Genomic DNA, 24,364 nt, shown 5'->3' with positions numbered 1-24,364 from the left:
ACAGTTAACTATCGCCTAAACGGCGAGCAACTTGTTGCGAGTCCAGCTGCCGCAGGCCGCGATGTTTAAGGCTATACACTTATGGCAACTTCTCAATTTCTTGAAAGGCTAACCCAAAGTAATGAGATTCCATTATCTTAACCTCGCCATCAACAACACTGAAAATAACTTTGCCTTTATTATGACTTTCAAAAAGTCTTCCATCAGTCGATTTTAAGTAATGAAACGCTTCAGATGTGAAAACTGCATCTTGCCCAGTTTGAGCTATTTCAATGACCTCGGATATTGTTTTTTCTTTAGCAAGAGTGACATAGCATGCATCCATCGCGTCCTTAAAAACAGACATTGCTTCATCGTAACTTTGCTCTTGAACAATCTCTTTGCCATCAACAACGCTGTAATTAAAGAATTTAGTCTTTCCAAAATAGTATTTTGTTGATTCCTCAAAATCACAACGACTTGAAGCATTAGAAATATGATCGTTAATAGCATCGATCATTTTTTTATCAAGGCTAAGCGCAGTAGCTGCGCTAATTACTGTTGAAATCAATATGGTACAAGCAAGTAAACATTTTCTGATTTTATGCACGATTCTTCCTTGGTGTATAACGCCCGCAGCACAGGCCGAAACCAGTGCAGCGGTTGAGGTCTAGGCCACGAAGTGGCCGAATGTGACTGCGTTTGTTAGGAGTCTAGGCTGTCACCATGCTGAAAATATATGATTTTGTCTTTGGTTAAATAATTTGTTGCCCACGTAGGCGAGTTAATTGATGCAACCGAACCGTCCTTTGCAATCTTTGTTTTAGAGCGAGCAAATACGACGTATTCATGAATATCAGGTAAAGATACTAACTCTTCGTAAAGGCCGAGTGCAGTATAATTTTTGGCCTGAAGTTCATAGTGTTTTGCAATCCCTGATGGTATCAAAAAGAACTCTTCGTCCTCATCCCAGTCAATAGCCTCGACATCCTTAAGATAAATTGTCCCGTCTTTATCTTCGGTATACTCGGCAAAACCTACAGCAAAAGATTTAAACTCTTCATTCATCTCGAATGCTCTTTTGAGGTCTTCAACTATATGATGGACTTTCAAATTGACTCCTAACGCTTTGCTTTGGGGCGCGCACGGCGCGTCCCGCGAGTGAAACGAGCAGACAATAGCAATTTGTTATGCATTGTTTGAAGTATATTTTGATGCGATTTCATATGCGCTCCAATTCCTCTGAAGCCATATGCATAGATTCAAATGTGTTAAATGCCACCAGAGCATACCCTTGCCTTTAAAATTTCCCTCCCTTAAATGCTGAAGCGCTATTTGAGAGCTCATTATGGATAAGCGGTCATTTAGCGAATCTGTATTTACAGGCGTTACAAGGTCATTTACTAATGCTGTGAATATCCAACTGTATATCCAGTAAGGTGTAATTGATGCGCATTGATCTGGGGAACATTTCTCTTTTGATTTCCATAACTCAATGGCTTGCGCTTGGCTTAACCCAATATTGGACTTCTCTGGCATTTTCTCTACGAGGTTAATCGTATACGTATACATGCCCAAAGGAAAAAATAACATGGCAACAAGAACACTAAAAAAAAGCCACGCTATTACTTTTTTCATTTGGGTGGAGACTTCCTTGATGCATAACATTTTATTCATGCGCATGCGCGTTTACCTAGTTGAACCAGTGAAAACGCGCACGGTTAACTATCTGTATGCAAAGAACTTATCAGCTTTCTGCCGCTTTTCATATAAGTAATCCATCTGGAAAAACGCGCATGTGCGTTTTTCAAACCTATTAACTAAAAGCCAACTACTATAGTTAATTGATTTTATAGCGTTTTATTTGTTGCAAATGGAGTTGATGCGCACTGATATTGTCTTCAAATCATTCAAAAATACCTAAATTTAAATATGACTGTAACTCATATATTGTTAGTCAATTTATGGCAGGGCCAAACATAGGCAAATAGATAAGAATTTGTATCGCAGCAGGAGTGGGAATTTTCGATTGAGCTAACGAGCCGAAGCGCGGAATGGAGCATTGGCTTTTTAGTTAGATGAAAAGTTCAATGGTAATAAATGCTATTTGAGAGATGGCAGCGTTAACTTGTTTGTGGGGGTATTTTTGATTTCAAATGCGCGTATTTGATAGGGGCGGCGTTATCTTCGTAATTCTTAACGAGTCTTTATTCCTTGGTGCAGCATAGAGTCAAATTAAGTTAGCCCCACTCACAATTGAGCGGGGCGAAAGATTAGGCCTGTTGGAAGGAATAGAGTTTGTACTTGTTGTTCTCTGCTGGCACGGTTAATTGGCCGAACTCGGCGGCGATGGTGTCTGAATAGGGCAAGTGGCGGTTAGCGACGATTTGCCAAATCCCTTTAGATTGTAATTGCTTGGCGCTATCGGCGACAAAGCGTTGGGCAATGCTGGTCGTGCTGGCAAGGCCATCGTGGAACGGGGGGTTGGAGATAATACCGTCGAATTTTCCACTGGTTTGCGCCAGTCCATCGGAGGGATAGACCTTGGCCTTCATGCCGTTTGCTGCCAGCGTAAGTTCGCAGGAGGCTAGCGCCATAGCATTGATATCAATACATTCTAGCGACAGTGTCGGCTGCGCCTTTAGCAGCGCCGCGGCAATCACACCAGCGCCGCAGCCAAAATCCAGTACTCGACCTGAAAGCGTTGGCAGATGCGACAGCAATAGCTCTGTGCCTTGGTCTAAATGCTTTTCACTGAACACACCGACTAAGTTACAGATGGTGATATTGCCCTGCGGGGTGGCGAGTTGATACTGGCTGGTCCAATTGCTGAGTTTAATCTCGGGCGCGGTATCGATTAGGCTGCTGCCAAAGAGTAGGCAATGACGCGCGTTATCGAGTTTAACGCCAGTGGCAAAGTATTTCGGCAGCAGTTTGACTAAGGATTTTACCCCGCCTTTGTTTTCTCCCACGACTAAGAGCTGGCCATCGGCCACTAAATGCTGAGCGGCCAGATTAAACAAATAGGGCGCTAACGGCTTAGCCTTAGGAAAGTACACAATCACAGTGTCGTACTTATCCTGGTGGGGCAGTTGATGGCCAAAATAGCAACGCAGTTTGCCATTAGCCTGCGGCGCTAAATGCAGGTAATGGTGATAATCCAAGGCGAGGGCATCGACGGACTGGGCGACATCGAGCAGTGCTTTGGGCAGAGAGTCTGCCTCATGGTTTAGCACTAAGACTTTATGTTGGCTCAGGGTTTCCTGATTGCGGATAATGACTTGCGATGGATTCGTTAACACTGCATGGCTACCGTAAAAAATAAGTGCGGGCATTATACCCCTTATTCGGCTGCGAGCCAGCCTGCATGCCGCCGACTTAAGGGATGCGGCAAAACAGCGCTCACTCGAACGGTGCGGACTGAAAGCCAATAAAAAAGGCAACTGTGTTAACACGGTTGCCTTTTATCTGTTAGCTGGCGCGATATTCGCTTGGCTTATTTTTAGCTAATCGCAGCAAATTAGCCCTGTGGCTGCACTGGTGCTGGAGCTGGAGTTGATACAGGTGCGGGGGCTTTTGGCTTTTTAGGCTTAGGTAACAGGCTAAAAATCTTATTGGCGATATCTGTATTGTCCTGATGACCGTTAAACAGCCCTGCTGCGGGACCTGCGGCAAACACTTGCACATCGGTGCCTGTGTGTCCGTCCGTTGTCCAACCCGTATCGGTACGTTTATCAATCACATGACGAATAGCCATTGCCATGGTTTCTAAGCCCTGCATTCTGGCTACATTGAGTTTAGCCAGTTCTTCTTCCGTTAATTCAAACCCTAAACCACGGGATAAGTCGGCTTGCCAGGTTTCGCCACCGATAGCGGCTTGCGCTAAGGTATCTGAACTGGCGGAAATATTGCGCAGGATCTCAGGATTCCAGTTGTAGTTTCCATCGACACCAATCGATAAACCACCGGTATTATGGTCGGCGGTGATCACCATTAAGGTATCGGGATTTTGCCGCACAAATTGTTCAACGACTTCAATGGTGTTGGCAAACTCATCCATTTCGCCCATAGCGGCGGCGATATCATTGTTATGTCCCGCCCAGTCGATAAGGCTACCTTCGACCAGCAGTACAAAGCCTTGATCATTTTGCGACAGTAAACTGAGGGCTTTTTGGGTCAAGGTGCTGAGTTTTTTAGCATCTTTTTCATCTATGGCCCAAGGCAGTTGTACTTCGGCAAACAAACCTAAGACCTTAGGCTGGGTAATGCTGGCCAGATCATCAAAGCGGGTAATATGTTGATAGCCCTTGGCGGTAAATTGGGCCAACAGCTCGGGTGGAAAGTACTTTTGCCCACCACCTAAAAACACATCGGCGTTGGTGTCTAGATAACTTAATGCCAGTGCATCGTAATTTTTACGGCTTTCGTTATGGGATAAAAATGCTGCTGGTGTGGCATGGTTAATTTGTGAGGTAACGGCAACCCCAGTGCTCAAGCCTAAGGATTTGGCTTTTTCAAGAATGGTGGGCAGTGGCTGTTTTTGGGTATCAACCGAGATGGCGCCGTTATAGGATTTGACTCCTGTCGCGAGGGCGGTTGCGGCGGCGGCCGAGTCGGTCACATAACCACTGACACTGGCTGGATACGTGCTTGCCATGCCAACCAATAAACGGTCAAAGACGGTTTGTTCGACTTCTTCGGTATCTGGATTGTCCTTGTAATAGCGATAGGCACTGGTATAGGAAGGCCCCATGCCGTCGCCAATCATAATCACAATATTTTTGGGGCGTGATGGCGCCTTGGCTGGGCCCGTCTCATTCGCCCCAGCTTCCGCTGCAAATACGGGGCTTGAGAGCCATAAACTCATACCAAGCAGTAACAGTGGCGCTTTGGTGAAACTCATATCAGATCCCTAGAAGTCGTAGGCGCTCTTAAGGCGCCTTCAATGAATATTATTATCTTGTAGGTGTACAAGCTTACTGGGCGAGACGGGCTTCGATGGCATCGAACAGCATGCCAGTAATGTCCACATCAAATGCCGCTTGGATTTCACGGATACAGGTTGGGCTAGTGACGTTAATCTCGGTCAGCTTGTCACCAATCACATCCAGACCCACAAAAATCAGCCCGCGTTTTTTAAGCTCTGGGCCAATGGCGCGCGCGATTTTCCAATCTGAGTCAGATAACGGTTGGGCAACACCGCTGCCGCCTGCGGCCAAGTTACCGCGGGTTTCGCCTTTTTTCGGAATCCGCGCCAAGGCGTAGGGCACGGGCTCACCATCCACCACCAGAATGCGCTTGTCGCCCTTGGTGATTTCAGGAATAAAGGCCTGCGCCATGGCGTATTGGTTGCCGTATTGGGTTAAGGTTTCGATGATCACCCCAAGGTTAGGGTCGTCCTGCTTGACGCGGAAAATCGAGGTGCCGCCCATGCCATCTAGTGGCTTGAGGATAATATCGCCCTTGGCTTGGTGGAACGCGCGGATCCGGTTGGCATCGCGAGTCACAATGGTCTCTGGAGTAAATTCGCTAAACCATGCGGTGAATAGTTTTTCGTTGGCATCGCGCAAGCTTTGTGGCTTGTTGACGATTAATACACCTTGTTCTTCGGCGCGCTCTAACATGTAAGTGGCATAGATATATTCGGTATCGAACGGCGGGTCTTTACGCATTAACACCACGTTCAGATCGCTCAGCGGCGTGTCTTGGGCATCGCCCAGTTCAAACCATTTATTGGCATCGTTGATGACTTTTAATGGACGCATATTGCCCATGGCTACGCCGTTGACCATAGCAAGGTCGGCCATTTCCATATAAAACAGCTGGTAACCCCTTTCCTGCGCCGCCATCAGCATGGCAAAACTGGAGTCTTTCTTAATGTTGATCTCACAGATGGGGTCCATCACTATGCCGAGTTTTATCATTAATCTGTTCCTTATTGGTTGCCGTCGCAGGCAAAAAGCATTTATGGATTAGCCAGTAATCAATTCGCTAGTTAGCGGTTAACCTTTAACCTAAATCACCGAATCTAAGTTGCAGCGCGGTAATCGCCGTGAGTGAGGCGGTTTCAGTGCGCAGCACTCGGGGGCCGAGTAACACGTCGGTAAACTGATAGGTTTCCGTCATAGCGATTTCTTCCGCCGATAATCCCCCTTCGGGACCGATCAGTAGGCGTACGCGGGTATGGGATAAATCTAAGCCATTGATACCGTGCGCTGCCCTTGGATGCAAGTTGAGTTTGAGTGCGCTGGTCGGTTCGCTGCACCATTGCTGTAATTCCATGGCGGGGCGAACGATGGGCACTTGGCTACGACCAGATTGTTCACAGGCGCTGATCACAATCTTTTGCCATTGCTGAATTTTCTTTTCGAGACGCTCACCATTGAGCTTGACGCCGCAGCGGTCAGAAAACAGTGGCGTAATAGTATTCACCCCTAGCTCAACGGATTTTTGAATGGTGAACTCCATCCGATCGCCGCGGGAAATCACTTGGCCTAAATGCAGGTTGAGGGGCGACTCCGAGGGATTGGCCTCGCAGGACAGCACTTTTACCGTGACCGACTTTTTACCCGAATCGACAATTTCGGCAAGATAATCATGACCATCGCCATTAAACAGGCTAATGTGTTCGCCACTGCCCATGCGTAGCACTTTGCCAATATGGGCTGCGCCATCCTCATCTAAATTCAGCTGTTGATTTACGGCTAATGGTTGAGGTTGATAAATTCTTGGAACTCTCATTGTCGACCTTATTCGGCTAATTGTTGGCGCAGTGGCGGCGCATTACAGGCATTCTGCACAAAGGGATTATGATTACCTTGGATCTGCGCTATGGCGTTATCGCGTTTGCATTCAATAGTATCAACTGGATAGCTTTTATCCCATGCTTTGAACAATTTTAATTGCTGCGAGGCGATTTTAAGGCCATAGGTTTGCTGCATATACAGGTAAGTACGGGCAATCTTGCCACGGGCATTGGCGGGCGGCTGGGCTTGGCGATTCTTAAAGTCGATGACCATAGTGCATTGACCATATTGGTCGGCCTTACCGTTCCATTGGCTAAAACGGAAGTTGCTGCGATCGCCGTTCACTTCACCTATTGCGGGCACCAGATTGTGCATGTCCGCTTCCATTTTATTGAATTCTTTACTGTTATCGGCGCAGTTTTTACGGCCGCCCTTTTGCCAACATTGTAATTGGTGACCAAATTCCCATGCTGGGACGATATGCTCCCACTCGATACGGTTGGCGCGGGTCTCTTGTTTACGCACTTGATAGCCGCAGCTGTTGAGATCGGGCTTCCAGGATTTGCCCTTTATTTGGATATCACAGCCACAATAAAAACTGACCGCGGGTAACGTGCCCTGACGGCTGCCTTGATATAAGGATTGGGACAATACCTTGGCTTGACTAAAACTATTGGGGTGCGAAGGAGAGGCATGGACCGAGGCCGAAATCGCCAGCCAACTGAATAGGCACAGCAAGGCTTGCCGAGACCTTAAGGCTATCTTGGTGTTGTTCAATATTTATCCCAAAAAGTGATCTGTACTACGCGAGCCTGTGGCTCGTCTTTTATGACTGAATGGTAAGGGAAATACCGCGCCTTATGCAAATCGCTCGTACTTTTGGCGGAGGATTTTGTGTATTGCGGATTATTCGGCTGCTTGGGTAAAGGTGAGGTGGGTATGGCAGCGTTTACACAGATAACGGGTTTCGCCACGCAGCACTTTATTATGACGACGGATACTCAACCGAACCGGACCGCAGGCGCAGCGGTACTCAAAGTCTTTCCCTTTAACCGACTGAGTATCGAAACTGTGGGTGGTATTGGGGCTCACTTTAAACAGCTTGAGCATGATGGATTGCCACTCGCGGCCATGGGGCTTGGTTTTGCCAAAGAGTTGAAAGCAGAGTAAGTGGCTGATTTCGTGGGGTACCACTTCGGCTAAAAAGGCTTCGCTGTTTTCCCTGAGTAATACGGGGTTAAAGCGTAGTCGATTCTGTTGTAAATGGGCTGTGCCCGCACTCCTGCCCCGCAGGGTAAATTGAGTCAACGGCCGCGCAAATGGACGCTTAAAGTAGATTTCTGCCTGCTGATAACAGTCTTCGATACGCGTAAGGATTTGCTGCTGCACTGGTGTCAGTGGCTTTGGCTGGCGTTGTGGCATGTTGGTTTTCGCCATCTTGGTCGCAGTCGGCGTAGTGATACTCGTGGATGAGATAGCTTTACGGCGCAGGCTATTGAGTAGGGATCTCGGGTTAAACATAGACTTAGGCGTTAACTCTTATTTTGCAAGCATCAAATGTGGCTAGGTGTGTCAGATGGATACAATGATGCGACCCGATAAGGCGCATAAAGCAAGCGTTCGCATCATAACCAACGCTTGCTGACAATGCCAGTATTGCGGCGGTTATAGGCTCGCCGCGGCCTGCATCACCATAGTACGCACTTGCTCGACAATGGCTTGTTCGGTGGGGTTGTCGTAGCCTTTTACCCTCGGGGTGTGGATATGGCCCACCTTAGCGCGGCTATTGAACTTTTGCTGTAACACAATGGCGCGATAAGAAATCTCATTAGAGAGATACCCACCACCAGAGCCTTCGACCGAGGTTTCATTTTGCAGCTCACTTAGGGAGCTGGCATTAAATTCGCCGCGAGCTAGGGTGGTCACAGTATGGTTATCGTTGACTTTCCATTGGCCGTCTTTGACCTGCATGGCGGCGACGGGCAATGAAAACTCAACAAATTCAGGGCCGATAAAGTCTTTACCGTTGAGTTTGGGGGCGACAGGCGCGGTTTTGCTTGCGCCTGTGTATAGATTTTGGTTATCGGGCGCTGCTGCACTACGGTTACGGCCTGGGAAGCGTTCAATATCAAAGTCGCTGCGCCCCATGCTGACGGTAAAGACAAACTGGGTTTTAGGGTCGCGATAAATGGGGCTGAGTAAGGATTCGATAATACCTTGGTCGAAATCCTCGAAGCGAACTGGGATCATGGCGGTTTCGATTTGGGCCTTTTTGCCATTGATATCAAATTTAAAACCATCGAGGGCGAGGGCCACTAAGCCCGAAGGATTGCTCTGACTGATATCTTTGTCGAGGAAGAAGGGGTCGAAGCCTGTGAGGAAGATTTTAATTTGGACATCGTCATCGTATTGGATATCACTGAAGCCTCGCGATGCCTTCTCTACGGCGCTGGCTAAAATCTGTTGCTGCCAATCAGCCATTTTAAAGTTAGCACTGTTGTTTTTAAGGCTATTTAACATTGACAGTCGCGCCCAATACAGGGATCTGTCATCAAAGTGTCCAGACTGCACATCACGCACGGCCTGTTGCCATAATCTATGTCCTTGGCGCGCGGCAAGTTGGGTAGCGTCGCGTTCATTTTTCTGTGCGGATAATTGATTCGCTAAGCCTTCATCCAATGCTTGATAACGGTTTACCACTTCAGCCATGACTTTTTCAGCGGTAGGAATGCGAGACACTTCCACATCGCCGAGGAGTTGTACGGCACCAGCGGTTTGCGCCACTGTGCTAGCGAGGATAAAAGCGAGGCAGGGCTTTAACATTGGCGTTTCCTTTTTATTTTAATCACTTATTTTGCTGGAAATAGACGATGTTTCTAGGGCGTTCAGGCTTACTTCATCTTAGAAATAATGAAACTTATGCCAAAAAGCCACAATGATTGTTTTGAGTATAAGAGTTTACCTATAGTGATTCGAGGATCTTATTCCTATTTTGCATATCAGATCGATACTGACGAGTTGCTATGATTTTGGACTGGCGTTTAGTTGGGATAGCTAATAGTTAAATCTTGTAAAGCTTGTGCCTGATTGTTGCCACAATTGGTCAGCAGTTTGCTAGGGAATGAGAGGGCAGAGAATGATAAGCTTAGCACTTAATTTGTATGGATATATTGCATTAAGCAAGGGGACGTTATGCGTGTATTAGCCTTATCGGCTGTGTTTTTGGTGGCATCGATTATCGGAATGCCTGCGGTAGCAAAGGAATGGCAAGAAAACAAAAGTTGGAATGCTCACTTTACTGAACATAAATCACAGGGCGTAGTTGTGCTCTGGAATGAGAATAAGCAGCAAGGATTTACCAATAATCTTAAACGGGCGAACCAAGCATTTTTACCCGCATCTACCTTTAAAATTCCCAATAGCTTGATCGCCCTCGATTTGGGCGTGGTTAAGGATGAACACCAAGTCTTTAAGTGGGATGGACAGACGCGCGATATCGCCACTTGGAATCGCGATCATAATCTAATCACCGCGATGAAATATTCAGTTGTGCCTGTTTATCAAGAATTTGCCCGCCAAATTGGCGAGGCACGTATGAGCAAGATGCTACATGCTTTCGATTATGGTAATGAGGACATTTCGGGCAATGTAGACAGTTTCTGGCTCGACGGTGGTATTCGAATTTCGGCCACTGAGCAAATCAGCTTTTTAAGAAAGCTGTATCACAATAAGTTACACGTATCGGAGCGCAGCCAGCGTATCGTTAAACAAGCCATGCTGACCGAAGCCAATGGCGACTATATTATTCGGGCTAAAACGGGATACTCGACTAGAATCGAACCTAAGATTGGCTGGTGGGTCGGTTGGGTTGAACTTGATGATAATGTGTGGTTTTTTGCGATGAATATGGATATGCCCACATCGGATGGTTTAGGGCTGCGCCAAGCCATCACAAAAGAAGTGCTCAAACAGGAAAAAATTATTCCCTAGAAGTGGTTAGCGCGTATTTGTGTGAAATAGCCGTCATATAAGCTGTAAATATATATGGACAAAATGCTGATGCTCGATGCACTTGTAGTTAATGGCTCATACTTAATCGGTTAGGCCAAATCGACTTAAGCTCCGCGCGTTAACTTTTAGCCTGAGCATTAGCATCACATTCCTAAACGTAAAAAGCCTAGCCAATTTGCTAGGCTTTTTTGTTATCTAAATGGTCATGGTCACTCAACATTGGGATGTGTATAAAGGAATGGCGATGTCAGTAAAGGTGAATGCCGCTGCGATAAAGTGCCTAGCCCATCAAGGATTGTAGGCTTTCTTGGCTGCTAAAGCGTTTGACGAAAAAGTCCAAGAAGGCGCTGATATTGGTGGCTAATTGTCTGCGGCTCGAATACACCCCGTAGACCTTAAAGGGTTCAATCGGCCATTCCTGTAAGATTGGCACTAGCTGGCCGTTGGCGAGTTCGGTTTTGCAGGCGGAGTTTGATAGCATTGCAATCCCAAAGTCATCGAGGGCTAACTGCTTAACCATTATCGGGCTATTGACCCTGACTTTACGCTGAAAGTTTACCATGGTTTTGCGAGCACCTTTGCCTAAGGGCCATATGGGTGCTGAGCGGGATGTCCCTAGCAGAATACCACTATGGTCGCTCAGCTCCTTAGGTGTTGCGGGGGTGCCGCGTGCTTTTAAATAGCCAGGGCTTGCTACCAGAATTGGTTGACGCTCGAACAGTAATCTTGCAACAAGATCAGAGGATTGCAGTGGTCCATATTTGATAGCTATGTCATATCCTTCACCCACCAAACCGATATCGTTGTCGGTAAACTGGACATCTAATTCCACATTGGGATATAAACGCATGAATCCGCTACAGAGGTTAGCAATTAATTCTTGGCTAAAAGAGACCGGAATGGCTATCCGTAATGATCCTGATACATCATCATGGGTACTCTCGATAACAGCCTTGGCCGCTTCCACCTCATTGCGAATGGAATCACAGTGTTGATAAAAGAGTGCCCCGACTTGGGTAAGACTCAGGTTACGGGTGTCGCGTTGTAACAATCGCACGCCTAGTTGTTCTTCAAGCTGCGCGATTTTGCGACTTATGGTGGATTTTGGGTGGCCGGTTTCACGTGCAGCTTGGGAGAATCCCTTTGCTCTCACTACGGCTGCAAATAGCATCATACCGTTTAAATCTGGCATGTTTTTCCCACTGTCTCATATTTGGAACATAGCGTCTTATGCAGTTTAATGGCATTTGGCGGGATAACAAAGTTATATTTATTGGCTAAAAATTTTCAGAGGCTAAAGCAGAGGATCTTTTGATGACCAGCAATAATCAGCCCAAACACATGACTCAAGCCCAAACGCCCGATCCGCTTTTTTTACAGGCCGAGCATTTGGCAAAGGATTTTTCTCTGTTTCCTAAACACAGTAAACAGAGCTTATCAGAAGAAATTAAAGGTCTTTTAAATGAAGATGCCATTCAGGCAAATTTAAAAGACTTGGCATCGTTAGATGTTGACGGTTACGTCGCAAAAGTGATCCAACCGACCCAAGACAAAGGTCGTCCTGGTGCTAAACGTATCATTGCGGACCTAAAGGGGCGCTTGATTACCGAAACTCACTTGGGCTCTTTCTACAGTGCTGAGGTCGAGTTGAATTTCGGTTCACGCACTCGTCGTATCGGCTTTATTGCTCAAGAGCGCACAACGGCTAACGGTGCATGGATGCCTGAGCATCACTATGCCGCCTGTAAAGCGATTCGTCATTTTGCCGAATTGTCTATGCCAATCGTCTATTTAATCGATACCCCTGGGGCCGATGCAGGCGAAGTGGCCAACAGCCAAAACCAAGCACATTCTATTTCTAAGGCGATTGCCGAGAGTGCCAACGTTGACGTACCGACAGTTGGTATCGTTATCGGAGCGGGTTACTCGGGTGGCGCGATTCCTTTAGCGGCGGCGAACATTTTGTTATCGCTGCGCGATGGTATTTTCAACACCATTCAACCTCAAGGTCTACAAAGTATCGCCCGTAAGTACAACCTGTCATGGCAGGAATGTGCTAAGTCTGTGGGCGTGTCTCCAGAAGAGCTTTACACCGCCGGTTGTATCGATGGCATTATCGATTTTTCTCCAGGTGACCGTGACGAGCGTCAGCACAATTTACGCCGCGCGATTATCAGTAGTATCGAAGCGGTTGAGCGCGCAGCAGTGAACTTTGTACGTGAATCTAAGGATTTACGTGAGCACTATGACCGCAGTTTAGCGCGTTTCCTTAACCCATCTAAAAACTTGATGGCATTAGAGTTAAACGCTGAATTGGCTGTGGCAACGAGCCCAACCAACCACCACAACTTGTTTGGTAGCGCTTACCGTTACCTGCGTTATTTAACGCTGCGTAGCCGTATTCATTCAATCTCTCAGGAGCAATACGGACGTTTGTCACGTGTTAGCGTGCCTGAAGGTGACTTGTTAGCGCGTATCCAGCAAGAGCAAGATCGTGTATTCCAAGCTTGGCTATCTAGCCCAGATAAGCTGGTTTACGATGAAGATCTGAACAAATTGTGGGCGAACTTTATTGCTAAGCGCGATGAAATTTCAACCGAACGTAATATGCTGACACGTTTTATTTTGGGTGAACCAAAAGAAAACTATAAAAAAGCTCGTAAGGCACTGTTATTTAACATCGGTTGGTCTTTATATCACCGTTGGAAGAGCAACGCGGCAAACAACTTTAAGGGCTTAATTCAGCATCTTGAAAATCTGCCTAAGTCTGTAACTCAAGCAAAATGGCCTGAGCTTAATCAATTGACTGTGCTCGATGTCGTTGTAAACGATGAGCTGCGTGAAGACTTTATTTGGCAATGCCATAACATCCTGATTTTTAACTCACTTTACGACAACGTTGTGGGTAGCTTAGCGTCTATCGCGAAAGAAGCCATGATGTCTAAGAGTCTGTCACGCAACTCTGTGAACAATCTACTGCACAAGTCGATTGACCATGCGCTGTCAACTCAGGATACCGCAAACGACAAGGCTAAATTCTACAAGTGGCTTAAGTACTTTATGAGCCAATCTAACCGTGCCGATCTCTTGGTGCGTGTAGAGCAGTGGAAGAGTGTGGGCTTCCCACAACTTAACGACAGTTTATTCGTTATCCTGACTTACTTCTTCGAACGTTTATTGCCTGAATACTTCGACAGTGAAAGCGACCACAGCAAGTACACTGGCGCGATTAACCCTGTGCGTATCGGTCGTCGTAAGGACTTCTGGAACCGCTTGACCATGGGTTATCAGGACTTACTGATCCAAAAAGTATTACGTGACGAAAAACGTACCGGCAAGATGACGTGGGAAAATGTGATTAAGCAATTTTTCACTAATTTCGACGAAATCAATGGCGACAAAATGTCGGCTAACTTGCTCAACTTCCCTGGTTTCCGTTTATCCATTGAAGATGCGTTAGATAAAGGTATTCGTCCTTGCGGCCTGATCACTGGTATTGCTGACTTTAAAGAAAAGGGACAAAAAGTCCGTGTGGGTCTGGCGGTATCTAACACAGCATTCCAAGCGGGTGCCTTCGATATGGCGAGTGCCGAGAAATTCTCTGCGCTGCTGATCGAGTGTGCTAAGCGTAAGCTACCTGTTGTTTGCTTTATCAGCTCAGGCGGTATGCAAACCAAAGAAGGCGCGGCGGCACTGTTCTCAATGGCTGTTGTGAACGACCGTATCACTCGTTTTATCCGTGACAACGAATTGCCAGTACTGATGTTTGGTTTTGGTGACTGTACCGGTGGTGCACAGGCGAGTTTCGTGACTCACCCATTAGTGCAAACCTATTACCTGTCTGGTACTAACATGCCATTCGCGGGTCAAATGGTGGTTCCAGCTTACTTACCTTCGACTTCGACACTGTCTAACTACTTGTCGAAAGTACCAGGTGCAATGGCGGGCTTAGTCCACAACCCATTCAGCGAAACCTTAGATAACCAATTGGCGAGCATCGATCCTCTGATGCCAATGCCAACGGCGAAGATCAATGACGTGATCATCAACGCCCTATCAACACTGGTTGTTGAAGCGCCTGTTGAGGAAGAAGTGATTGTTCAAAACGATCCACGTAAGTTAATGAAACCAATTAACAAAGTATTGGTTCATGCCCGTGGTTGTACCGCTGTTAAGTTGATCCGTAAGGCTCACGATAACGATATCAATGTGGTATTAGTGGCGTCAGATCCTGACATGACCGCCGTACCAGCGGATATGCTGAAAGATTCAGACAAGTTAGTCTGCTTAGGGGGTAACACCTCTGACGAAAGTTATCTGAACGCTTACTCAGTGTTGAAAGTTGCCGAATACGAGCAAGTTGACGCACTGCACCCAGGTATCGGCTTCCTGTCTGAAAGCCCACAATTTGCGGCATTGTGTGTGAACAATGGGGTTAACTTCGTTGGTCCGAGCGTGCATTCAATGACGACTATGGGTAACAAGTCGAACGCGATTAAGACTTCACAAAGCCAAAACGTACCAGTAGTACCAGGTTCACACGGTATTCTGACGAACGCTGAGCAAGCGGTGAACGTGGCCAATGAAATTGGTTACCCTGTGCTGCTCAAAGCGGTACAAGGTGGTGGCGGTAAAGGTATCCAGGTCGTTAAACGTCCTGAGGATATGATTGGTTTATTCCAAAAAACCTCTACCGAAGCAGCTGCGGCCTTTGGTAACGGTGACTTGTACTTAGAGAAATATGTCACCTCACTGCGTCATATCGAAGTGCAGTTACTGCGTGACAAGTTCGGCAACGCTAAGGTGCTGGGTTTACGTGACTGTTCGGTTCAACGTAACAACCAGAAAGTGGTCGAAGAATCTGGCTCAACTATGCTGCCAGAAGAACTGAAGAAACAAGTGCTGGATTACACCCGTGCTTTAGGTGATGCGACCGATTACATGGGCGCAGGTACAGTTGAGTTCATCTATAACTTAGATGCGAACGAAGTGTACTTCATGGAGATGAACACTCGTCTGCAGGTTGAGCATCCAGTAACTGAAGCGACTTCTGGTATTGATATCGTGAGCGCGCAGTTTGATATTGCTGCGGGTCGTTCAATCGAGCATTTAGAGCCGAAAGAAATCGGTTATGCGATGGAAGTGCGTGTCACGGCTGAGAAAGCCGCACTCGACAGCCACGGCATCCTGCAACTGGTTCCAAACCCTGGCAAGATCACCGAATGTGTATTCCCTGATCATCCAGATGTAGAAATCATCTCGATTGCTGCACCAGGCAAAGAAGTTTCGCCTTATTACGATAGCTTAATCGCCCAGGTGATTATGCGCGGTGAAAACCGTGAAGACGTTATTGCGAAGCTACATGCTTACCTCGACAGCGTAGTGCTCAAAGGTATCGCGACTAACATTCCATTGCTGAAGTTAATCCTAAGCGATGGCACCTTCAAAGAAGGTGTATACGACACTAACTATCTGCCACGCTTTATGGCTGAGCTAGACATTCCAGCACTGATTGCTGAAATGGAAGCCGCTGCTGAAACCGTAGGTGTGGATACTGAGTCGCTGCGTGTGGGTGAAAGTAACGAGCTTAAAGTATTAGCCCAAGGCGCAGGTATCTTCTATACCTCTCCAGCGCCAGGCGAACCTGATTTCGTTAAAGAAGGTGATATTGTAACCGTTGAGCAAACCCTTGCCTTGACTGAAGCAATGAAGATGTTCTCGCAGGTTAACTTGGCTGGCTTTAACCGCCAAGGCGCCGTGCTCTATCCTGAGGATAAGAAGTACCGCATCGAGCGTATTCTGAACAGCAATGGTCAGCAAGTATCGCAAGGTGACCTACTCTTTGTTGTGTCACCAGTTGAAGATTAATCTTGTAAAAATAGATTAAGTAAACGAAATACCCGTCAATTTGGCGGGTATTTTTTTATCGGTAACAAGATTACGTTTCTCAGGTTCGGTGCATTTTTCTGCTTAGGATGAGCGAATTGGTATTATCTTAATATCATGTATACACTTTTTATCTACGTCAGCGAATTACGAATGTATTTGAGAAGCGACATGGGTTGTCGATTTTGGTTTTTATTGTTCTGTTTATGCTCACCCTTAACTGTGAGTGCAGAGCGTTTGGCTTCGCGCTATCTCAAAACCGCTGATGACGATGCTAGCAGTAGGCAGTTAGTCCGTTACTGTGTTGATCCCGACTGGTTGCCCTATGAAGCGATTCGAGAGGGAAAACATGTAGGGGTCTCATCGGACTATATTCGTTACATTGAGTCCCATTCTCCCCTTAAATTCATTCTTGTTCCCACAACATCTTGGTCTGAAACCCTTAATTTTTTACAAACTGGGCGCTGTGATTTAACTCCAATGTTGAACAAAACCGCTACCCGAGAGCAATTTTTACATTTTAGCCATGTGTATTTTCACTCGCCAAATGTGTTGGTTTCGCTAAAAGAACAGCCATTTTTACAAGGATTTGAAAACATAGGCTCACGAACATTAGCCGTGCCTAAAGGCTATCGTCTCGCTGAGTATATTCAGCAATATTACGCTAGAGTCAAAATCATCGAAGTGGCCAGTGAACCAGCGGGACTCGAGGCTGTGCTCGATAAGCGCGCTGATTTATTTGTTGGGTCAATGTTTTCGGTGAATGCTTATATTCAGCAGACAGGTTTTAACCATCTTAAAATTGCGGGGTGGGGCGGGCCAGAAGATGAACTACGCATGGGAGTGAGTTTAGGCCATGAAGCACTGCTGCCGATACTTAATCAAGTACTTGATGATGTTGATGAGCTTGAGCGAATTAGGATTTACCAGAAGTGGAACAATATTACTGTTATCGATGAGACTAACTATTGGCTTATCTATCAAGTGATTGCAGGCACTCTGCTGGTGATATTCTTACTTGCGACTCGGACTTATTTTATCAGTCGCTATAATCGACGCTTAACCGATAAAAATACACAGCTTGAAGCCCTTCGTCGGCAATTAGAACAAACCAATACTGAACTCGAGTTTTTATCTACCCATGATCCGCTCACCAAACTCTATAATCGCCATTACTTTAACCGCCAGTTTGTGCATGAGCATCGTTCTGAGACCGCAACAGAAAGTACCATCTGTCTTGTCATGTTAGATATCGATTTCTTTAAAGAGATTAATGACACCTTAGGTCATGCCGTCGGAGATAATATTTTGATGGAGCTGTCTACAGTGTTGCAGCATTGTGTGCGTGAATCAGATGTTGTTGCCCGTTGGGGAGGTGAAGAGTTCGTGATCCTTTGCCATCAGACTTCAATTACTTTAGTTAACTCATTGTGCCAGCGGATTGCTGCGGCGATTAAGGATTATCGCTTTAGTGGTGATGTGCGGCTCACCTGTAGTTTTGGGATTGCCAAATTAGCGAGTAATGAACCAATGCAGTCCTGCTTTGAACGAGCAGATAAAGCATTGTATCAAGCGAAAGCCTTGGGCAGAAATCAGATTTGTATTGATGAATCCAATGCTTAGTTTGCGAAATTAGATGCATTGCTAAGCCCATTGCCACTTTACTCGATCAATTTCACATTTATGCTAATCAACTTTTAGGTTAAACCGAGTTTTAACCTGAGTTGAAGTTTGTATTGAGGTTGCATTGGGCTGGTCTTTTGCCATTTGTGAGTCCTTAAAGTATGAGAAATCTGCAATATCGGTAAAAAAACGCTTATTTTTAGGCTTTTTACTAATTGTTTGAAAACTGAGCTAAATTTTTTTATTTAATTGTTTTAATGCATTTTTCTTATTTTTTTTTAATTTTTTCCGCGACTTTATCGTGAAAAATTGCAAGAGCCATTTGCGCATAGCGGGGTTCCAATTTACAATATGCGCCTAAAATAATCTGATGTGCGGTGTGTCGGTGGTTTGTCGCATACTCCGTCTACTTCTTAAACTAATCATTAAAGTTGAATCATGACCGAATTATCCAAATACAGAAACATTGGTATCTTCGCTCACGTTGACGCGGGTAAAACCACGACCACCGAGCGTATTCTTAAGCTAACCGGTAAAATCCATAAAATCGGTGAAGTTCACGATGGTGAATCAACAACTGACTTCATGGTTCAGGAAGCTGAGCGCGGTATTACCATTCAGTCAGCGGCAGTAAGCTGCTTCTGGAAAGATCACCGTTTCAACGTTATTGACACCCCTGGGCACGTTGACTTCACTGTTGAAGTTTACCGTTCTCTGAAGGTTCTTGACGGCGGTATCGCTGTATTCTGTGGTTCTGGTGGTGTTGAGCCTCAATCAGAAACTAACTGGCGCTATGCGAACGAATCTGAAGTTGCTCGTATCATCTTCGTAAACAAGTTAGACCGTATGGGTGCTGACTTCTTACGTGTTGTTAAGCAAACTAAAGACGTTTTAGCTGCTAACCCACTGGTTATGGTTCTGCCAATCGGTATTGAAGATGAGTTCTGTGGTGTTGTTGACCTGCTAACTCGTAAAGCCTACGTATGGGACGATTCTGGTATTCCAGAAAACTTCGAAGTTAAAGATGTTCCAGCGGACATGGTTGACTTAGTTGAAGAATACCGTGAAATGCTGATCGAAACTGCTGTTGAGCAAGATGACGATCTGCTAGAAGCTTACATGGAAGGCGAAGAGCCATCTGTTGAAGACCTGAAACGTTGTATCCGTAAGGGTACTCGTACTATGGCATTCTTCCCAACATTCTGTGGTTCAGCCTTCAAAAACAAAGGTATGCAACTGGTTCTGGATGCTGTTGTTGATTATCTGCCAGCGCCAGATGAAGTTGATCCACAACCTTTAACTGACGAAGAAGGTAACGAAACTGGCGAATACGCTATCGTTTCTGCTGATGAGTCATTAAAAGCATTAGCGTTCAAGATCATGGATGACCGTTTCGGTGCCCTGACTTTCGTACGTATTTATGCTGGCCGTCTGAAGAAAGGCGATACCATTCTTAACAGTGCAACTGGTAAGACTGAGCGTATCGGCCGTATGTGCGAAATGTATGCTAACGATCGTATCGAAATTGAATCAGCTGAAGCTGGTGACATTATCGCAATCGTGGGTATGAAGAACGTACAAACTGGTCACACACTGTGTGATGTTAAGCACCCATGTACTCTGGAAGCCATGGTGTTCCCAGAGCCAGTTATCTCTATCGCAGTAGCGCCAAAAGATAAAGGCGGCAGCGAGAAGATGGCTATCGCTATCGGTAAGATGATCGCAGAAGATCCATCATTCCGCGTAGAAACTGACGAAGATTCAGGCGAAACCATCCTTAAAGGTATGGGTGAACTGCACTTAGATATTAAAGTAGACATCCTGAAGCGTACTTATGGTGTTGAGCTGATCGTAGGTGAGCCACAAGTGGCCTACCGTGAAACCATTACTCAAATGGTTGAAGACCAATACACCCACAAGAAACAATCTGGTGGTTCTGGTCAATTCGGTAAGATCGAATACATCATTCGCCCAGGTGAGCCAAACTCTGGCTTCGTGTTCAAGTCTTCAGTTGTTGGTGGTAACGTTCCTAAGGAATACTGGCCAGCAGTTGAAAAAGGCTTCGCGAGCATGATGAACACCGGTACTATCGCTGGCTTCCCAGTGTTAGACGTTGAGTTTGAACTGACTGACGGTGCTTACCACGCAGTTGACTCTTCAGCTATCGCGTTCGAAATCGCTGCTAAAGCGGCATTCCGTCAATCTATGGCTAAAGCTAAACCACAACTACTTGAGCCAATCATGAAAGTTGACGTGTTCAGCCCAGAAGACAACGTGGGTGACGTGATCGGTGACTTAAACCGTCGCCGCGGTATGATCAAAGACCAAGTTGCTGGTGTAACTGGTGTTCGCGTTAAGGCTGACGTACCGTTATCAGAAATGTTCGGTTACATCGGTACTCTGCGTACAATGACTTCAGGCCGTGGTCAGTTCTCTATGGAGTTCTCACACTACAGCCCATGTCCAAACAGTGTTGCGGAAAAAGTTGTTGAGCAAGTTAAAGAGCGTAAAGCTGCTGAAGCTAAGAAGTAATTCTTAACTTCCTCTAAATAGAAACCGCTGCTAAGCCTAGGCTAGCAGCGGTTTTTTTATGGGCGATGCACTGGTTGACGATAGGTTGACGAGTCAGCATTCACGCTTTTTGTTTACTTAATTCCAGTAGAGCATTTGCCGCGGGAGTTAACGGTAAGTTCTGCCGCCAAATCAGGGCTAAATCCCAAGTTAATGCCGGTTGCATCGGTCTAAAGACTAGTTTGCTGTGACTGAGTTTTTGGCAAATAGGTTCGGGTAATATGGCCAGTCCCATGTCGGCTTCAACCATGGTTGCAAGAAAGTCCCATTGACCACTGCGAAAGGCGATATTTAATTGCACGCCAGCCTTACGGCTGAGGCGAGTTATCAATTTGGCAAGTGAGAAGTCCTCGTTATAGAGAATAAACGGATAAGCTTCAAAATCTTGCCAGTTGAGATATGACTTAGCCGCAAGCGGGTGCCCATCAGGCAGGCAAGCTAACAGAGGATATTTTGTCAGCGGTTGGTTGACTAGCTCAGTCTCATGGGTTGTGGGTAACGCAGTAAAGGCAATATCTAAACTGTTATTTAGCAGTGCCTGCTCGCAGCCAAACCCCCCGTATTCATACATTTGTAGTTCAACCCCAGGATAACGCTTACGATAGCTCGTCAGTAATCCAATAATTAAGCTACTCATCATGGGGCAGACACCGAGTCTAAGCCGCCCCGATTTTAGGCCGCTTAAGTTACTCATATCCTCCTGCAATCTATGCCATTGTCCGAGGATCTCCCGCGCACTGTGTTCAAACAGCTGCCCTGCTTGGGTTAGCTCCACCTTTTGATTGTTACGGATCAGCAGGGTTTCTCCTACGCTTTCTTCAAGCCTTTGGATGATTTTGCTAAGCGTTGGTTGAGTGATAAAGCATTTTTGTGCTGCACGGGTGAAGTTTTCCGTTTCAACTAAGATCAGAAAACATTGTAAGGTCTTGATTGGAATGTTCATGCTCAAATGGAATCCATTGTATGGCGTTAATTCATTTTACTGATGATGGTCTAAGTATTACTTTGAACTTGTTAACAGAACAGGAGATTTGGTCATGAAGTCAACGTCAAGTTTATGGGTAGGTGCTTTGTGGCAGGCGGCGATGCCTGAAACAAAGAATGTGCAAACAGCAAAGGCAGCGCAAACAAGAGTAACGGCTCCGGCGGGTGATTTGCATAAAGCAAAACAACAAGTTAACCCAGCCTAGGCTGGGTTTTTACTTTTCCGCATTTTATCTATTGTCCCGTCTGCTTATTTTTCAGTTCGTCCAACATCTCCCCCACTGAGTTTTTAAGTTTATCTCTAATTCTGTTATGGATAATAAAAAGCCACTGGATGAACGGTGGCTTTGGTGCGGGCAGGGGAGGATTGTTTTACTGAGTTGAGAACTTATTATCAACTAAAGGCGCTTTGTTTTCTGCTTGTGCAACATGGCACTGGGTGCAGAAATAATTATGGCCATTGAGCGTGCCCTTATCGTCGATAACGTGGGATTTCGCCACTGGTGTGGCTTTCATCCGTGGGGCTTTATCCCAGCTATGGCAAGTTAAACAGCCATTCTTATCTAAGGTGATTTTGTAATCATCCTTATGGGGGATGAGTGGCGGTTGGTCAGTAAAACTGCGTTCCAACGCCTTACCGCGAGCTGGGTAAACGGGCATAGCATCAGCGGGGCGAATATCGGTCACCGCGCTATCGCCGGCGAGGGATTTGATATTGACTGGTGTTGCTTGAGAGTCTGCTTGTTGGCCTGAGCAGCCGCCGATGGCTAATACAATCGCGGCTAAGGTGAGTATTTTTTTCATTGGTCATTCTCCGCCTTGGGGGCAATGTGGTGACGAATTGGTGAAGTGGTTGATGGCGAGTGACAATCGGTCGAATCGCCTGAACTAAGTTGAGCCTGAGTGGCCGTAAAACGTGTTTGATAGCGAAATACGCGCTTTGCGCAGACATCGATACAGCGGCCGCATTGGGTGCAGTCTGGGCTAGTGATCACCGGGTTTTGCCCTTTTAACGCGGGCTTTAATACTTGGCGCTCGGGGCAAACAGCAAAGCAGTCCATGCAGTTATCACAGGCGCTAACTTTGCTGGCGACGATCTTAATGGGGCTCCATTTGCCGATTAAGCCAAATAGGGCGCCCGTTGGGCACAGGTGACCACACCAAGCGCGCTCGGCGATAAATAGATCCAGCAGAAATATTGCCGCTAAGATCCATAAACCACTGAGACTGCCAAATAGCACGGCGCGATAGACTAAGGGGACGGGATTAATCCATTCCCAAATCAAGTTGCCCGTGAGCAGTGGCAATAACAGCACGAGAGCCAGCAGGTAATAACGTAAATTACGCGGTAACTCGCTGGTGCGAGGGAGGTTTAGTTTACGTCTGAGCCAGCTTGCGGAGTCAGTTACCAGATTGACTGGACACACCCAACTGCAAAACACCCGGCCACCGGCGAGGGCATAAAACAGTATGACCAAGGCTGCACCTATCAGTAGGCTAAGCTCGGGAATATGCCCGCTAATGAGCATTTGTAAGCTCACTAGCGGATCGGCAAAGGGAATGCTATCGAGCAGTAAACTGGCCGATAAATTACCCTTAAATAGCCAAATTCCCAGTAATGGCCCCATTGCGAATAAGCTCAAAAGGCCTAGTTGCACAGTACGGCGTAGTAGCAAATATTTGTGTGCGCCAAACCAACCGAGTTCTGCAATGGCTGCGGCATGCTCGCCTTGCATGCGGGCTTTTGAGTTCATTGTCTTGTGACTTATAGACTTGTTACTCATAGACTCATTGCTCATAACGTCAGCCCCTTATTCAACATCTCTAAGGTGGTTTCCTCAGTGTTGAGATAAGTGTCATGCTCCGCTGCCTTACCGAGTGCTAATGCCGTCGGTAAGACTTTTATGGCGGCGGTATCGAGCACGCAGGCGTGCTCGCATTTGCCACAACCCGTACAGGTATCGCTGTTGACTGTGGGTAAAAACATGGCGTGGTGATCGCTATGTTGATTGCGTTGGCGTTCTAAGGTGATGGCGTTGTCGATTAACGGACAAACCCGATAACAGACATCACAGCGTAATCCCTTAAAGTTAAGGCAATTTTTCTCATCGATCAGTACCGCAACACCCATTTTGGCATCGCTAATGTGCTCAAGTTGAGGATCAAGCGCGCCCGATGGGCAGGCTTTGATGCAGGGAATATCCTCACACATTTCGCAGGGAATGCGTCTTGCGGTAAAGAATGGCGTGCCAGTGGCGGCGCCATCGAACCAACGTGCCAGTGTTAGCGTGTCGTAAGGGCAAGCCTCAACACACAAACCGCAGCGCACGCAGGCCGAGAGAAAATCGCTTTCTTCAAGGGCGCCCGGCGGTCTGCAAGCTTGGGAGGCGAGTTGACCTTGGCTTTTTGCCGTGGCCGTCAAGCCTAATCCCACAAGCCCCATCACACAGCCAGCCTTAGCCGTCGTGGCCAAAAACTGGCGACGGTTGACTTGTTTGACTGTGAATGGACTCTTCACTTGCTGACTCACCTTAGACTCCTTAATCGCTTTCAAATACGCATAT

At 46.5% G+C, this 24,364-nt stretch carries 20 protein-coding genes; 5 read left to right on the top strand and 15 right to left on the bottom strand.

The features are described from left to right. Positions 1–79: 79 nt before the first annotated feature. The 10 genes from KXJ80_RS19955 to KXJ80_RS19910 all read right to left on the bottom strand — a co-directional run bounded on the left by KXJ80_RS19955 (position 80) and on the right by KXJ80_RS19910 (position 9,548). Positions 80–589: a hypothetical protein gene (locus KXJ80_RS19955; RefSeq protein ID WP_037428909.1), complete on the bottom strand. Its 510-nt coding sequence runs from the start codon at positions 587–589 to the stop codon at positions 80–82. 95 nt (positions 590–684) lie between these two features. Then, positions 685–1,092, bottom strand: coding sequence for a hypothetical protein (locus KXJ80_RS19950; RefSeq protein WP_037428908.1), 408 nt, complete (start codon positions 1,090–1,092; stop codon positions 685–687). 75 nt (positions 1,093–1,167) lie between these two features. Further along, positions 1,168–1,662: a hypothetical protein gene (locus KXJ80_RS19945; RefSeq protein ID WP_037428907.1), complete on the bottom strand. Its 495-nt coding sequence runs from the start codon at positions 1,660–1,662 to the stop codon at positions 1,168–1,170. Between the two features lie 590 nt (positions 1,663–2,252). Beyond that, a complete protein-coding gene (locus KXJ80_RS19940; protein ID WP_218737944.1) occupies positions 2,253–3,281 on the bottom strand; it encodes a methyltransferase in 1,029 nt (342 codons plus the stop codon). A gap of 218 nt (positions 3,282–3,499) precedes the next feature. Further along, on the bottom strand, positions 3,500–4,882 hold the full coding sequence (locus KXJ80_RS19935) for an alkaline phosphatase (protein WP_172587708.1): 1,383 nt from the start codon (positions 4,880–4,882) through the stop codon (positions 3,500–3,502). Positions 4,883–4,955: 73 nt separating this feature from the next. Beyond that, entirely contained in the window at positions 4,956–5,903 is a 948-nt protein-coding gene (gshB, locus tag KXJ80_RS19930; RefSeq protein WP_218737417.1) for a glutathione synthase, read from the bottom strand. Between the two features lie 85 nt (positions 5,904–5,988). Beyond that, entirely contained in the window at positions 5,989–6,720 is a 732-nt protein-coding gene (gene rsmE, locus KXJ80_RS19925; protein WP_218737416.1) for a 16S rRNA (uracil(1498)-N(3))-methyltransferase, read from the bottom strand. 8 nt (positions 6,721–6,728) lie between these two features. Next, complete coding sequence (gene endA, locus KXJ80_RS19920; RefSeq protein WP_218737943.1) at positions 6,729–7,505, bottom strand: endonuclease EndA; 777 nt, start codon at positions 7,503–7,505, stop codon at positions 6,729–6,731. A 126-nt stretch (positions 7,506–7,631) separates the two neighbouring features. After that, positions 7,632–8,246, bottom strand: coding sequence for a SprT family zinc-dependent metalloprotease (locus KXJ80_RS19915; protein ID WP_218737415.1), 615 nt, complete (start codon positions 8,244–8,246; stop codon positions 7,632–7,634). A 144-nt stretch (positions 8,247–8,390) separates the two neighbouring features. Next, on the bottom strand, positions 8,391–9,548 hold the full coding sequence (locus tag KXJ80_RS19910) for a PA0049 C-terminal domain-containing protein (protein WP_037414502.1): 1,158 nt from the start codon (positions 9,546–9,548) through the stop codon (positions 8,391–8,393). Positions 9,549–9,917: 369 nt separating this feature from the next. Here KXJ80_RS19910 and KXJ80_RS19905 point away from each other — a divergent pair, with 369 nt between their 5' ends. Next, the gene (locus KXJ80_RS19905) at positions 9,918–10,715 is read left to right on the top strand and encodes an OXA-48 family carbapenem-hydrolyzing class D beta-lactamase OXA-48 (protein ID WP_015059991.1); all 798 of its coding nucleotides are present in this window, start codon (positions 9,918–9,920) and stop codon (positions 10,713–10,715) included. A gap of 301 nt (positions 10,716–11,016) precedes the next feature. Here KXJ80_RS19905 and KXJ80_RS19900 read toward each other — a convergent pair whose 3' ends face one another. Continuing rightward, positions 11,017–11,928: a LysR family transcriptional regulator gene (locus KXJ80_RS19900; protein ID WP_015586033.1), complete on the bottom strand. Its 912-nt coding sequence runs from the start codon at positions 11,926–11,928 to the stop codon at positions 11,017–11,019. A gap of 122 nt (positions 11,929–12,050) precedes the next feature. Here KXJ80_RS19900 and KXJ80_RS19895 point away from each other — a divergent pair, with 122 nt between their 5' ends. The 3 genes from KXJ80_RS19895 (at position 12,051) to fusA (ending at position 20,777) form a co-directional block, all read left to right on the top strand. Further along, positions 12,051–16,604: an ATP-binding protein gene (locus tag KXJ80_RS19895; RefSeq protein WP_218737414.1), complete on the top strand. Its 4,554-nt coding sequence runs from the start codon at positions 12,051–12,053 to the stop codon at positions 16,602–16,604. A 189-nt stretch (positions 16,605–16,793) separates the two neighbouring features. Further along, positions 16,794–18,245, top strand: coding sequence for a diguanylate cyclase (locus KXJ80_RS19890; protein WP_218737942.1), 1,452 nt, complete (start codon positions 16,794–16,796; stop codon positions 18,243–18,245). Between the two features lie 438 nt (positions 18,246–18,683). Further along, positions 18,684–20,777, top strand: a complete 2,094-nt coding sequence (gene fusA / locus KXJ80_RS19885; RefSeq protein WP_037414509.1) for an elongation factor G — start codon at positions 18,684–18,686, stop codon at positions 20,775–20,777. 100 nt (positions 20,778–20,877) lie between these two features. Here the strand turns inward: fusA and KXJ80_RS19880 are convergent, their stop codons facing one another. Further along, entirely contained in the window at positions 20,878–21,759 is an 882-nt protein-coding gene (locus KXJ80_RS19880) for a LysR family transcriptional regulator (RefSeq protein WP_037414510.1), read from the bottom strand. 94 nt (positions 21,760–21,853) lie between these two features. On the opposite strand from KXJ80_RS19880, the gene KXJ80_RS19875 reads away from it, so the two are divergent. Then, positions 21,854–22,006: a hypothetical protein gene (locus KXJ80_RS19875; RefSeq protein ID WP_037414512.1), complete on the top strand. Its 153-nt coding sequence runs from the start codon at positions 21,854–21,856 to the stop codon at positions 22,004–22,006. A 166-nt stretch (positions 22,007–22,172) separates the two neighbouring features. Here KXJ80_RS19875 and napB read toward each other — a convergent pair whose 3' ends face one another. The 3 genes from napB to napG are packed head-to-tail and all read right to left on the bottom strand — an operon-like array spanning position 22,173 to position 24,330. After that, complete coding sequence (gene napB, locus KXJ80_RS19870) at positions 22,173–22,604, bottom strand: nitrate reductase cytochrome c-type subunit NapB (RefSeq protein ID WP_037429719.1); 432 nt, start codon at positions 22,602–22,604, stop codon at positions 22,173–22,175. Next, positions 22,601–23,554 (bottom strand): quinol dehydrogenase ferredoxin subunit NapH, encoded by a 954-nt coding sequence (gene napH / locus KXJ80_RS19865; RefSeq protein ID WP_254068296.1) that lies wholly within the window; start codon positions 23,552–23,554, stop codon positions 22,601–22,603. The genes napB and napH overlap by 4 nt, the downstream gene beginning before the upstream one ends. A gap of 41 nt (positions 23,555–23,595) precedes the next feature. Beyond that, the gene (gene napG / locus KXJ80_RS19860; protein WP_037414518.1) at positions 23,596–24,330 is read right to left on the bottom strand and encodes a ferredoxin-type protein NapG; all 735 of its coding nucleotides are present in this window, start codon (positions 24,328–24,330) and stop codon (positions 23,596–23,598) included. Positions 24,331–24,364: the final 34 nt, after the last annotated feature.

The organism is Shewanella xiamenensis (assembly GCF_024971755.1).
Classification (GTDB): Bacteria; Pseudomonadota; Gammaproteobacteria; order Enterobacterales; family Shewanellaceae; genus Shewanella; species Shewanella xiamenensis.
This window is presented reverse-complemented; position numbering and strand designations above follow the sequence as displayed.

What these genes read in the sequence shown, in the direction of transcription:
- KXJ80_RS19915 (WP_218737415.1), bottom strand. Translation starts at nt 8,246, where the DNA reads ATGTTTAACCCGAGATCCCTACTCAATAGCCTGCGCCGTAAAGCTATC.
- KXJ80_RS19880 (WP_037414510.1), bottom strand. Translation starts at nt 21,759, where the DNA reads ATGAACATTCCAATCAAGACCTTACAATGTTTTCTGATCTTAGTTGAA.
- KXJ80_RS19890 (WP_218737942.1), top strand. Translation starts at nt 16,794, where the DNA reads ATGGGTTGTCGATTTTGGTTTTTATTGTTCTGTTTATGCTCACCCTTA.
- napB (WP_037429719.1), bottom strand. Translation starts at nt 22,604, where the DNA reads ATGAAAAAAATACTCACCTTAGCCGCGATTGTATTAGCCATCGGCGGC.
- KXJ80_RS19935 (WP_172587708.1), bottom strand. Translation starts at nt 4,882, where the DNA reads ATGAGTTTCACCAAAGCGCCACTGTTACTGCTTGGTATGAGTTTATGG.
- rsmE (WP_218737416.1), bottom strand. Translation starts at nt 6,720, where the DNA reads ATGAGAGTTCCAAGAATTTATCAACCTCAACCATTAGCCGTAAATCAA.
- gshB (WP_218737417.1), bottom strand. Translation starts at nt 5,903, where the DNA reads ATGATAAAACTCGGCATAGTGATGGACCCCATCTGTGAGATCAACATT.
- KXJ80_RS19945 (WP_037428907.1), bottom strand. Translation starts at nt 1,662, where the DNA reads ATGCGCATGAATAAAATGTTATGCATCAAGGAAGTCTCCACCCAAATG.
- KXJ80_RS19875 (WP_037414512.1), top strand. Translation starts at nt 21,854, where the DNA reads ATGAAGTCAACGTCAAGTTTATGGGTAGGTGCTTTGTGGCAGGCGGCG.
- KXJ80_RS19910 (WP_037414502.1), bottom strand. Translation starts at nt 9,548, where the DNA reads ATGTTAAAGCCCTGCCTCGCTTTTATCCTCGCTAGCACAGTGGCGCAA.
- fusA (WP_037414509.1), top strand. Translation starts at nt 18,684, where the DNA reads ATGACCGAATTATCCAAATACAGAAACATTGGTATCTTCGCTCACGTT.
- napH (WP_254068296.1), bottom strand. Translation starts at nt 23,554, where the DNA reads ATGAACTCAAAAGCCCGCATGCAAGGCGAGCATGCCGCAGCCATTGCA.
- KXJ80_RS19905 (WP_015059991.1), top strand. Translation starts at nt 9,918, where the DNA reads ATGCGTGTATTAGCCTTATCGGCTGTGTTTTTGGTGGCATCGATTATC.
- KXJ80_RS19900 (WP_015586033.1), bottom strand. Translation starts at nt 11,928, where the DNA reads ATGCCAGATTTAAACGGTATGATGCTATTTGCAGCCGTAGTGAGAGCA.
- KXJ80_RS19895 (WP_218737414.1), top strand. Translation starts at nt 12,051, where the DNA reads ATGACCAGCAATAATCAGCCCAAACACATGACTCAAGCCCAAACGCCC.